This is a genomic window from Vibrio sp. VGrn 2, from assembly GCF_009361695.1.
GTDB classification, from domain to species: Bacteria; Pseudomonadota; Gammaproteobacteria; order Enterobacterales; family Vibrionaceae; genus Vibrio; species Vibrio diabolicus.
Genome location: NZ_RBWD01000002.1, coordinates 42,915 through 55,083, shown reverse-complemented (window position 1 = coordinate 55,083; position 12,169 = coordinate 42,915). Strand labels below are relative to the sequence as shown.

The 12,169-nt window shown below is 44.0% G+C and carries 10 protein-coding genes; 9 read left to right on the top strand and 1 reads right to left on the bottom strand.

All coding sequences use genetic code 11. From position 1 onward, the window contains the following. Positions 1 to 505 precede the first annotated feature (505 nt). Both D8S93_RS04165 and D8S93_RS04160 read left to right on the top strand, forming a co-directional pair. Complete coding sequence (locus D8S93_RS04165; RefSeq protein ID WP_152812143.1) at positions 506 to 1,318, top strand: hypothetical protein; 813 nt, start codon at positions 506 to 508, stop codon at positions 1,316 to 1,318. A gap of 70 nt (positions 1,319 to 1,388) precedes the next feature. Next, positions 1,389 to 3,137, top strand: a complete 1,749-nt coding sequence (locus D8S93_RS04160) for a hypothetical protein (RefSeq protein WP_152812141.1) — start codon at positions 1,389 to 1,391, stop codon at positions 3,135 to 3,137. A gap of 418 nt (positions 3,138 to 3,555) precedes the next feature. Here D8S93_RS04160 and D8S93_RS04155 read toward each other — a convergent pair whose 3' ends face one another. Beyond that, on the bottom strand, positions 3,556 to 4,389 hold the full coding sequence (locus tag D8S93_RS04155) for a formate dehydrogenase accessory sulfurtransferase FdhD (RefSeq protein ID WP_319802958.1): 834 nt from the start codon (positions 4,387 to 4,389) through the stop codon (positions 3,556 to 3,558). 325 nt (positions 4,390 to 4,714) lie between these two features. Here D8S93_RS04155 and D8S93_RS04150 point away from each other — a divergent pair, with 325 nt between their 5' ends. The 7 genes from D8S93_RS04150 to fdh3B all read left to right on the top strand — a co-directional run bounded on the left by D8S93_RS04150 (position 4,715) and on the right by fdh3B (position 12,164). Next, entirely contained in the window at positions 4,715 to 5,179 is a 465-nt protein-coding gene (locus D8S93_RS04150) for a DUF3305 domain-containing protein (RefSeq protein ID WP_152812139.1), read from the top strand. Then, positions 5,169 to 5,798 (top strand): DUF3306 domain-containing protein, encoded by a 630-nt coding sequence (locus tag D8S93_RS04145; protein WP_152812137.1) that lies wholly within the window; start codon positions 5,169 to 5,171, stop codon positions 5,796 to 5,798. Before D8S93_RS04150 ends, D8S93_RS04145 begins: the two co-directional genes overlap by 11 nt. A 308-nt stretch (positions 5,799 to 6,106) precedes the next feature. Next, the gene (locus tag D8S93_RS04140) at positions 6,107 to 7,768 is read left to right on the top strand and encodes a 4Fe-4S dicluster domain-containing protein (RefSeq protein ID WP_152812135.1); all 1,662 of its coding nucleotides are present in this window, start codon (positions 6,107 to 6,109) and stop codon (positions 7,766 to 7,768) included. Between the two features lie 9 nt (positions 7,769 to 7,777). Further along, the gene (locus tag D8S93_RS04135) at positions 7,778 to 8,404 is read left to right on the top strand and encodes a molecular chaperone (RefSeq protein ID WP_006742580.1); all 627 of its coding nucleotides are present in this window, start codon (positions 7,778 to 7,780) and stop codon (positions 8,402 to 8,404) included. A gap of 73 nt (positions 8,405 to 8,477) precedes the next feature. Beyond that, on the top strand, positions 8,478 to 8,678 hold the full coding sequence (locus D8S93_RS04130; RefSeq protein WP_005396171.1) for a twin-arginine translocation signal domain-containing protein: 201 nt from the start codon (positions 8,478 to 8,480) through the stop codon (positions 8,676 to 8,678). A gap of 10 nt (positions 8,679 to 8,688) precedes the next feature. Then, positions 8,689 to 11,544: a formate dehydrogenase subunit alpha gene (locus tag D8S93_RS04125; protein WP_152812133.1), complete on the top strand. Its 2,856-nt coding sequence runs from the start codon at positions 8,689 to 8,691 to the stop codon at positions 11,542 to 11,544. 11 nt (positions 11,545 to 11,555) lie between these two features. Then, positions 11,556 to 12,164 (top strand): formate dehydrogenase FDH3 subunit beta, encoded by a 609-nt coding sequence (fdh3B, locus tag D8S93_RS04120; protein WP_005377536.1) that lies wholly within the window; start codon positions 11,556 to 11,558, stop codon positions 12,162 to 12,164. Positions 12,165 to 12,169 lie beyond the last annotated feature (5 nt).

Below are 12,169 nucleotides of genomic sequence, written 5' to 3'. Positions count from 1 at the left end.
AACAAGCTGATTTACAGCCTACTCGTAAACAAAGTCCCAGTTAGACGCTGCTGTGAAATTGCGGGTATTTCACCAAGTACGTTTTACAAGAAGGTTGATTGGTTGTATGAGCAAGCACAAGGATTTGTTCAACTTAGAGAAAGGAAGCTTCTAGAACAGATATCTATTGATAGATTGTATCTAAGCACTGACAGACAAGTACAAGCTACGAACTTGGCTCAGTAGAACCGACAAGCGCAATACTGAAATACTTGGTATCGGTACGGCAGATAATCGCTCAGACTACGTTTTAGGCTGGCACTTCAACTTTGATGCATCTCTTAAGCCACAGGATATTGAAAGTGAAACCCTTGCTTTAGGCGACTATGATAAGGCAATACCTTTTAGAAAACACGCTCACCTTTGGCTTTCTCAAGATTATGATAAAGCTATTCAAGAGTCACAAGGTAGGAAAAAATCTAATCCACAAGGTTCATTAATAGGAGAGATCGAAGATAAATATTTAGTGGAGCAAGATAGAGTAAATATTGACTCAAGTGAACTATTGGACAATACGGTAATGTTGCCAAGCTCAGGCATGCTTGTTCGTAGCGAATACACCATGTATGCCCATTTTAAGCTGATGTCAGACCTATTGCGAAATGTTGAGAAAGTCAGATTCTATCTGGATCAAGAGTCAGGAATAAAAAATGCCTTTATGTACTCGTTCCAAGATAGAGTAAATACTGGAACGGCTGATGCGTTTTACGTAAAGGCGACAAAAGACCTGACCGTTGATCAAAAGCGAATGCTAGAGAGACAATGCCATCACTATATAAAATCAAAGTTTGGAGTTATCTACAGCCAACTATCATTCAAAGAAAAGCAATCCATAATACAGCAGCTTGTTATTGATGAAATCCCCAGAATCAAACGCATAGCTGGAAGCAAAGAAGACTGGCTAACTTATCCAGTGGTAACTCGTTCTGAGCCAGAAAAGATGGTAGCAGCACTTACCGATATTTCTCGTTATTCACTTGAACATCAAGCTAATCTATACAAACTAGCAACTCTTCATGGAATAGATCGCTTTTTTATGCAAGCGAGAAGGCGAGTTAACTTACTGGAACGCCCATTTTCTGTAGGGGCAAATGCTAGGCGTGTATGGTATGGATATAACGCTTATAACCCAGAAACGATCATTAAAGTCGCTGAACTTTATAGATTATTTTACAACTACATACATGATGCTAGAGGGGATAAGAAAACCCCTGCAATGAGATTGGGGCTGGCTAAAGGTAAGGTTACATACGAGAAAATAATCTATTTTGACCGATAGTTAGACCAAAAAACGCACAACCTGTGATATCATATAACTTCCTAATAATTATAAATAAAATGGATGAAACATGAATTACCTAGATAACTTCCCACTACCAGAACATCAAATTCCAGAAGTATTAAAATCACTTCTAATCCTTGAGGATACATCAAACCCAGCCAAAAACATCGATATTACAAACCGATTTGAGCATAACAAATACGAACGTAATTATGAGTATTTACATATGATTATGGCTGCGGTTCCTGAAAAAGATATTGACTCACTAGAGACCTTAAGTGAATCAACAGATGGTCTTGTGGCATCATCAACCCCGATATGTCGTCACAAAGGCGATTTGTTCGATATTAAGTACTCTATCTCAGGCTTTGACTACTTAGTTGCCTCATGGGGAGACAGTCTTCGCTTTTCATTTAATCTTGCAGAAAAAGTTTGGATGACAATGGGATTAACGCCAAGGTTAATTGGTGATTCCGAGCAGAAGATTATCTTTGATGACCTAACATTGCCTCAACATTCCGTGGCAGAGGGTATTGTTTCTAGTGAGTATCATTTTACCAGTAGTAGAGACGTAAAATGGACAATGAGAAACGATTACCTACGTAGGTTCTTATGGATGAATGGTTGTTGTGGAGTAAGAGTTTTCTTCTATGAGGCGTTTATTGAGCGAACAAAAGAGGTTGATGAATTACTTAACAAAAGTCCTCAATTCAATAAGGACTTAGGTTGGTGTGAAGTAGACATCAGAACTCATGATGAAAACATTTTGTTGCAGGTATGGGCTACTGTAGAAGCCATTAAGCCTGATTTATGCGATGAATTAGACGTTCACTCTCTTATATGGGCTGGACACACTAAGCCAATGACCAAGAAACGCACTCAGGACATTAGGCTTAACGAGTATTTATATGTATCGGATGAGTTTCTAGTTAAATATGAAAAAGACAATTTGTTCGATGCTGTACCATTCCGTAGCGGAAGTGAATTTTATTGCTCTCCATCTTACAAAGGACAGTGGAGCTTTAGAGACTGTGTAAGGGTTGGAAGGAACTTTGTAAAAATGCCTTTTTACGAGCTTTATAGAGGCGTACCAGATCAAGAAATTTATCATGTTTATCAATACGCAATACCTAATCATATCGCTGAAGGATTTGATCTTAACCAGGAACACATTGTCTTAAAAGCAAATAAGTTACTTATAGAATTAATTTCATTAGGAGAAAACCTAGTTTTTATCGGTAACAAGCTTAATTTAAATCTATTTCTAACAGATATTTTTGAATTCAACCGAGCAGAATATGAAGCTGAAGGGATTAGGAATTACCCTATCATTCAAAAGTTATCCCATGTTGCACCTAGTGACATGTATGAGCAAGATTTCCTATCAAGATGTAAAACTATTAATGAAATAATTAACAAAATAAAAGTCGGAACCTTACGAAAGATTCTCAAGGCTATGGGAGTTAATGCTAAAGATGTATCTAACTTAAAAACATTGAAGCTTCTCCAAGGAGTTTTAAATCTGGTTGAAGCTCTAAATGCTCAAAACGAAGACGCTGACATGCTAAGCGAAGCTGCGAGTCAAGGTGATTGGAGAATAAATAACTCAGCTATGGCTTCATTATTTATAAACAATGATCTTAGGAATGCAGAAGCTCATGAATCAGTAAGTAAGTCTATAGATTCATTGACAAAGTTAGGTTTGGATGGTGCGTCTTTAGATTCGGGGTATGCTCCAGCGCTAGATTTTATGATGGATAGAATTATTGATGCTTTTTCCTGTATTAATAAAAATATTGAAAAGATACAGCAATAGAAGCTAGAAGTTAGAAAGGTGCTGAAAGTTTTCAGCACCTTTTTTATGGCATGTGTAAATGTATCTTCAACAAATTAAGCGAACGGCTTGGTATTTAGCGAGGCTTTTTATATTGGTCTTAATCCTTAAACTGACCGGTTATATACGCATATATGCCGACGACACCAAATGTAATGATCATTGAGAGCATGATGCCACTGGGCGTGAGCAAAAAATTCCACAGTTGGTCATTGTCCATAGTTCACATCCTTTGTGAATGAGCTGTAGTTAGCATCAATTAAAGCAAGCGTTGTTATTGCTACAACACATGTTGCTATTTCTGACTTATATCGTTTAATTAAGCCTTCATAACGTGATGATTTACTTATCCCAATTGTTATAAGTTTACACGAATCGACGGTTTTGTATTATTTTCTCGTTAACGAGATGCACTTTCGCCTTTCACATCAAACTCAATCTTGTCGGCTCCGGTAAATACTTGGAAGCGTAAACCTTTTGCTCGCGCAATCGTCGTAATGCCAAATTGTTTCGCAAGATCTAACCCCATTTGAGTAACGCCAGAGCGAGAAAGCAGAACAGGAATGCCCATTTGAGCCACTTTAATCACCATCTCTGAAGTAAGGCGACCAGTTGTGTAGAAAATTTTATCTTCACCTGTTTCTTCTTTGAGCCACATCTCACCTGCAAGCGTATCCACTGCATTGTGGCGGCCGACATCTTCCACAAATGATAATACCTCATTGCCTTTGCAAACCGCACAGCCATGCACCGCACCTGCTTTTTTGTAGGTGCCGTTGTAATGAGTCAACGCTTCCAATGCGGAATAGATTTCTGATTGTTTAAGCGGAACTTGAGGCACTTGGTAATTCTCAAGTTGTTTCATCACGTTGCCATACATGGTGCCTTGACCACAGCCAGATGTGACGGTTTTCTTTTTCAGAGCGCCTTCTAAATGTTCGGTATTTTCTTTAGTAATCACTGCTGCGGAATGCGTTTCCCAGTCAATAATGACGGATTCAATCGCTGCTGGATCGGACAGGAAGCTTTGGTTTTTCAAATAACCCAGTACTAACGCTTCTGGACGCGAACCTAGCGTCATGAGCGTGACTACTTCTTTCCAGTTCAGCATGACCGTAAGAGGGCGCTCGCACGCGATTTGCTTCGTGAGCTTTTCGCCGTACTCGTCGTACACATCGACTTCAATGGTTTGCAGGGGATTTTCACTGGTTTTAATAATATTTGGTTTCAGCACAGTCGTGTCCTAGTGATTAAGAGCGTTAGGTTGCTACGCATTTAGCTTGCTAAGTGGTTAGCAAAGCAAATCTCGTTCCAAAATAGCGGTTCCCACAAAAATTGCGAGGTTTTATGTCAACAATGCATTAAAACTGCGAGTTCGCAGTAATGACACATCCGTACATTTGAGTTTCGGCTAGTTTGGTACTTATAGCCAGAGGACATGAATAGGCTAAGCTTTATCAGTGTGGCTCGTTTATTGCTTATAAGTCAATAAAATGGTCGAAAGTAAGGTCAAAGTGTCCTGATTGCTTTCAGACCAAAATAGAAAAACTGGGTGAGTTATGTCGGATAAGAAAGATTTCGAGAACAATTACGAGAAGACTGAAGACGCATGGCCAATTGGCGTAGAGCTTGTTGAGCATGAGATCAGTACAGGGATTTGGGTAACAACCCAATGGCAGTTGACGGGATTTGCGCTAAATCCGACGGAAGAGACTCCCGATGTTTGTCTATTGCAATTACACAAAGACCAGCGTACAGACTACCGCTTTAACTTAAGCTCTCAGCAACCTAAACTTTTTTTAGTGATGGATAACGTCGAGTCTGGTGAAAAACCAGCGATACAGCTACTAACGGCTTCACAATCTGTCGCGGCGCAATATATGGATGGCGACAACCTTGTACTATCCAACGATATGCCGTTAGCCGTTCAGGCTTGGATGGAAGCCTTTATCGGTCGCCACGGTGAGCTGTTAGAAGTAAGACGTAAGAAACGCAAAGGAGCGGGCAGAGCAAATGGCAACTAGTTTTTTAAGCCGTTGGTCGAAACGTAAATTAGAAGAATCTTCCCAATATGATGAAGAGATCACGCCGATAGCAGAGACGGAGCAATCCGAAGATTGTGTCACAGCGCTTTCAAACGCTGACGAAAGCTCAGACGCTTTGAACGTCAATGAGGTTAGTCAGGCTCCAGACATTACCGCGAGTGTAGAGACTGAAAAGCCCGAAGAAATGTCTGTGGCGCAACTGCTGGTTTCTGAAGCTTCAGAAAGCGTTAAGAAAGCCGCGCTGCGCAAAATGTTCTTGTCCGAAGAATTTAACGTGCGTGATGGCCTAGACGATTACGATGATGATTACAGTAACTTAAAGTCACTTTCTAAAGACGTCGCAGAGACGCTACGTGATTGGGTTAAAGAAAAAGTGGAAGAAGAACCAGACGCTGCAACGACGCAAGGATCTGAACTTAACGCTGACGATATCGCATCTGAAGTGGTTGAAGACACAGAACCAAACGCCGAAAAAAGTGCCGGAATTACCCAAGATGAAAATGAACTGTATATAAATACAGTGCCTGGTGGAAGTGATACTTTTGCTGAGGAATCACCGCCTAACGAGGTGAGACAAAATATACCACACAAAGAATAGGTACATTTTGACTAAACACTCAATGAACCGGCTGGGACAAAATGTCTCAACCGGTTTTTTTATCCCTACCATTTGTCGGTAAAATATCTAAGTTGTTGAATTTTAATTGATATTTTATTGGCATGACATTTGCTTTTTGTTGCTCAATACCAATCTGGTTGAAGTTAGTACGGACGCACTGCGTAGTATTCATCGCCTATAGATGGCGGAATAAGAATGCTCATTGATAAGTTAATCAGCAGAATCTCCGGCGCTAACTACACTAAGAGATGGAAAAGACTATCCATGTTCATAAATGGAATTGAGCAATGCTGAAACAATTATTAGAACAAGCAACTTCCAATAACGGTAAAGCGAGGCTGTACGCTTTCGAAAATACCGTAGAGTTGACCAATCTTATTCCACCAACCGTAAGCTATGAAAGCGGCGGTAATACTTTGATTGTGGGCCCAACGGCAATCATCGAAAGTGCGGCAGCGCAATTGTCGCAAATGAACAGCCTGACGCTGCTTTCTACCGATGGCGAAAAGGGCACAAATCCCGAGCTTTATTACGCCAATTCGGTTCAGGTTTCAGGGTTCTTAGGTACGTTTGAAGTTCTGATTGAAAATCATGGTTCGACCAACAATCTTGCCAAGGTCGCGATCAATAGCGATTGTTTCGATATCGTACTCGATCTTTGCCTTAACAGCTGCATGTCGGAAGAAGTCCCAGTACCGGGCTACTACCCAGTAGGTCGTGGCTATCCGAAACTGGCTGAAGCGTTGGAAGAGATTCCAACCTTAATGGGGACGTTCGATAAACCGAAATTCTTCCGTTTAGATACCGATTTATGTGCACACAGCTCTCGTGGCGTAAAAGGTTGCGAACGGTGTGTGGATGCTTGTCCGGCAGGGGCACTATCTAGTGAAGGCAGCGACAAAACGGGCCATCGCATCGAGATCAACCCATACCTATGTCAAGGCGTCGGTACTTGTGCTACAGCGTGTCCGACAGAAGCGATTCATTACGCATTGCCAAACCCCGAAGATACGCAAAAGTTTATTGAACGTACGCTAGCCAACTATGAGCAAGCGGGTGGTTTAGAGCCTATCGTATTGATTTGCAGTTCTCGCCACGAGAGCTACAACGTGATGGCACTAAAAGCACTGCCAGATAATGTGATTCCAATTGTGGTGGAAGAACTGCCTTCGGTTGGTATTGATACTTGGTTCGCTGCGCTTGTGAACGGTGCCACTCAGGTGCTGTTTGCGGCTTCGCGTTTTATGCCTCAAACCATTATTCGTGTGCTTAATAGCGAAGTAGGTATTGCTCAAGAGTTGCTCGACCAGCTTGGTATCGCCAAAGAAACCATCGACATTCTGTATCTAGAATCACTACGTGAAGGTGCTCCGACACTTTGTACCGAGTCTTTTGATTTGGCATTAGGTGATTTGCAAGGTAACAAACGTCAGCGTCTATTTACGGCGTTGGATGCGTTGTCATCATCGCGTATTCCAGTTGAGAACATTGTTGAACTGCCAGCAAACGCACCTTACGGCACGGTTTCTTGTGAAAGCAAAGATTGTACGTTGTGCATGAGTTGTGTGGCTGTGTGTCCAACACGTGCATTGCATACGGACGGGCAATCTCCGTCGCTTAAATTCGTCGAGCAAGACTGCATTCAATGTGGGCTGTGCGAGAAAGCGTGTCCAGAGAAAGTGCTGACGCTTACTTCTCGTATGAACTGGGTGAAAGAAGTACGCCAGAAAGCGGTTGTGATTCATGAAGAAAAGGCAGCCGAGTGCATTCGCTGTCACAAGCCTTTTGCTCCGCAATCGATGATCGACATGCTGCAAAACAAGCTTCGTGGTCATTCTCATTTCACTGATGAAGCCGCCATTAATCGCATCGCCATGTGTGAAGACTGTCGTGTGATCGACATGTTTGAATCGATGGCTGCAGATCCAATGAATCAATTGAAATACTAGGAGCTCGCAGTGGATACACAACAAGAACAAACACTGAGAACAGACATTTATCTCGTTCTATCCGCACTTTTTCGTAGTGCGCCAAGTGATGAAATGCTGGCGTTCCTGAAATCGCTAGAAATTGAACCGTCTGAGAGCGCGATGCAAAAAGCTTGGCTCGCACTGCAACAAGCCGCCAACGAAGCGCAGCGAGAAGCGTTAGAAGAAGAATATCAAGATCTGTTTATTGGCATTGGACGTGGTGAAGTCGTGCCATTCGGGTCTTGGCATCGCACTGGCTCGATGATGGAAAAACCGTTAGCGGAAATTCGTCGCGATTTGGAACTTTTAGGCATCGAGCGAGAAGAGAACGTGAAAGAGCCTGAAGACCATATTTCTGCACTGTGCGAAGTGATGGCAATGCTGACGGGTGAAGAGGAAGAACTTCAACAAGCGGTGTTTAACAAACACATCGCCCCTTGGTTCCAATCTTTTACGCGCCAACTAGAGAACGCCGAAAGCGTGAACTTCTACAAGCCAGCTGCGCAGCTTTGCGATGCGTTTTTAACGCTAGAGCAAGTGCGCTTTAGCGTGAACACCAAAAGCAGTAAGAGCAAATTAAAAATTGATGTGAAAAACGTCACTGATTACGAGTAATCGAGCAGTACTTGGTCATATCGATAGAGAGGCATGAGTCTCCAAAGATCTACCGTAAGGTAAGGAAGCAATTATGAAAGATAATAAAGAAATAAACACAAGCCGTAGGGATCTCCTAAAAGGCTTCACAACCGCTGCCGTTGCTGGTGCTGTTGTTGCGGGAACCACGAAAGTGGCCGTTGCTTCAGAAACGGTTGAGCCTTCTGAAAAAGACGTGAAGAAGAAAGGGTATCGTGAAACTCAACACATTCGCGATTACTACGACACACTTTAGGAGATAACGGATGAAACTTGTCAAACGCTCCGACAGTGTGAGCAAAGAAACGAACCAGCTTGGCGTGTCTCGTCGTGCATTCATGAAAAACACTTCGCTTGCCGCTGGTGGCGCAGTGGTTGGTGCTAGTCTATTCGCACCGGGAATGATGAAAAAAGCGCAAGCAAAATCCGTCGATCCAGAAGCGAAAACAGAAGTGAAACGTACTATCTGTTCTCACTGTTCAGTGGGTTGTGGTATTTACGCAGAAGTTCAAAATGGTGTTTGGACGGGTCAAGAGCCTGCATTCGACCACCCATTTAACGCCGGTGGTCACTGTGCAAAAGGCGCAGCACTACGTGAACATGGCCACGGTGAGCGCCGTCTTAAATACCCAATGAAGCTTGAAAACGGGAAGTGGAAAAAGCTTTCTTGGGATCAAGCGATCGAAGAAATCGGTAACAAGGTGATGGACATCCGCAAAGAGTCTGGCCCTGATTCGGTTTACTTCTTGGGAAGCGCAAAGCACAGCAACGAACAAGCGTACTTGTTCCGCAAAATGGCATCACTTTGGGGCACTAACAACGTTGACCACCAAGCGCGTATTTGTCACTCAACAACCGTGGCGGGTGTAGCAAACACTTGGGGTTACGGTGCGATGACCAACTCTTTCAATGACATGCACAACTGTAAGTCGATGCTGTTCATTGGTTCAAACCCAGCTGAAGCACACCCAGTAGCGATGCAGCACATTCTGATCGCAAAAGAGAAGAACAACTGTAAGATCGTCGTAGCGGATCCTCGTCGTACACGTACGGCAGCAAAATCGGATCACTATGTATCACTTCGTCCTGGTTCTGACGTAGCATTCATTTGGGGTGTGTTGTGGCACATCTTCGAAAACCAATGGGAAGATAAAGAGTTCATCCGTCAACGTGTATTCGGTATGGATGAAATCCGTGGTGAAGTAGCGAAGTGGACGCCAGCAGAAGTTGAGCGTGTAACAGGCGTAAGCGAAGAAGACGTTTACCAAACAGCAAAACTGCTTTCTGAAAATCGCCCAGGCTGTATCGTTTGGTGTATGGGTGGTACTCAGCATACTACCGGTAACAACAACACACGTGCTTACTGTGTGCTTGAGCTAGCACTTGGTAACATTGGTAAATCAGGCGGCGGCGCAAACATCTTCCGTGGTCACGATAACGTACAAGGCGCAACCGACCTTGGCGTACTTTCTGACACGCTACCGGGCTACTACGGCCTTTCTGAAGGAGCTTGGCGTCACTGGTCAAAAGTGTGGGAAATCGATTACGAATGGATCAAAGGTCGTTTCGATGACAACGCTTATAGCGGTCAGAAACCAATGCACAGTGCAGGTATTCCTGTATCTCGTTGGGTGGATGGTGTACTGGAAAACAAAGAAAACATTCGTCAACGCGAAAACATCCGTGCAATGTTCTACTGGGGACACGCAGTGAACTCTCAAACACGTGGTGTTGAGATGAAAAAAGCGATGCAGAAGTTGGACATGATGGTGATTGTGGACCCATATCCAACGGTTGCTGCGGTAATGAACGACCGTACCGACGGCGTTTACTTGCTTCCTGCAACAACGCAGTTTGAAACATACGGCAGTGTTACCGCTTCTAACCGCTCTCTACAATGGCGTGATCAGGTTATTGAACCTTTGTTCGAATCAAAACCAGACCACGAAATCATGTACCTGCTTTCGAAGAAACTGGGCTATTCCGATCTTCTGTTCAAAAACATCCGTGTTGAAAACAACCAGCCGGTGATTGAAGACCTAACGCGTGAATTCAACAAAGGCATGTGGACGATTGGTTACACAGGCCAAAGCCCAGAGCGTTTGAAAGCGCACCAACAAAACTGGCATACGTTCCACAAAACCACATTGGAAGCGGAAGGTGGCCCTGTCAACGGTGAAACCTACGGTCTACCTTGGCCATGTTGGGGTACACCGGAAATGAAACATCCAGGCACCCACATTCTGTACGATACGTCTAAGACGGTTGCAGAAGGTGGTGGTAACTTCCGTACGCGCTTTGGTGTGGAATTCGAAGGCGAGAGTCTTCTTGCAGAAGACAGCTACTCGAAAGGCTGTGAAATCAAAGATGGTTACCCAGAATTCACTGACAAGTTATTGAAACAACTTGGTTGGTGGGACGATCTAACCGCTGAAGAGAAAGCGGCAGCAGAGGGTAAAAACTGGAAGACTGACCTTTCTGGTGGTATTCAGCGTGTCGCGATCAAGCACGGTTGCATTCCATTTGGTAACGCGAAGGCGCGTGCGATTGTTTGGACGTTCCCAGACCGCGTACCGCTGCATCGTGAACCACTATACACACCACGTCGTGACCTTGTAACGGACTACCCAACTTGGGACGACAAAGATGCGATCTTCCGTGTTCCTACGTTGTATAAATCCATTCAAGAGCAAGACAAATCTGGCGAGTACCCAATCGTTCTGACTTCTGGTCGTCTGGTTGAATACGAAGGTGGCGGTGAAGAGACGCGTTCAAACCCTTGGCTTGCTGAGCTTCAACAAGAAATGTTTGTTGAAGTGAACCCGAAAGACGCGAACGATCTTGGCTTCAGAGATGGTGATGATGTTTGGGTTGAAGGTGCAGAGAAGGGACGAATCAAGGTGAAAGCGATGGTAACACGCCGTGTGAAACCTGGCTTGGCGTTCATTCCGTTCCACTTTGGCGGTAAGTTCGAAGGTGAAGACCTACGTCCTAAATACCCAGAAGGTACACAGCCTTACGTTGTTGGCGAATCGGCCAACACGGCAACCACTTACGGTTACGACCCGGTTACCTTGATGCAGGAAACCAAAGTAACCCTATGTAACATTCGTAAAGCGTAAGGAGTCTGACAATGGCACGAATGAAATTTCTATGTGACACCAAGCGCTGTATCGAGTGTAACGGCTGTGTTACTGCATGTAAGAACGAAAACGACGATGCGCTTGAATGGGGCATTCAACGTCGCCGCGTGGTAACACTAAACGATGGTGAAGCCGGTGAAAACTCCATCTCTGTTGCTTGTATGCACTGTACCGATGCGCCTTGTATGGCAGTTTGTCCAGCAGACTGTTTCGAACATACCGAAGACGGCATCGTTCTTCACAATAAAGATCTGTGTATCGGTTGTGGTTACTGTTTGTTTGCTTGTCCGTTTGGCGCACCTCAGTTCCCTAAACAAGAAGCGTTTGGCGAACGTGGCAAAATGGATAAATGTACTTTCTGCGCGGGCGGCCCAGAAACAGAGCCAGGCTCTGAGGAAGAACGTCAAAAATACGGTGCGAACCGTATCGCAGAAGGCAAGTTACCGATGTGTGCATCGCTTTGTTCAACCAAAGCACTACTTGCGGGTGACGCAGAGAAAGTCTCTGACATTTTCCGTCAACGTGTGGTAGAACGCGGCGCGAAAAACGCAGGTTGGACAGACGGAAACGATCTTTCTTACGATGCGACGAAAAGCTAAGTAAG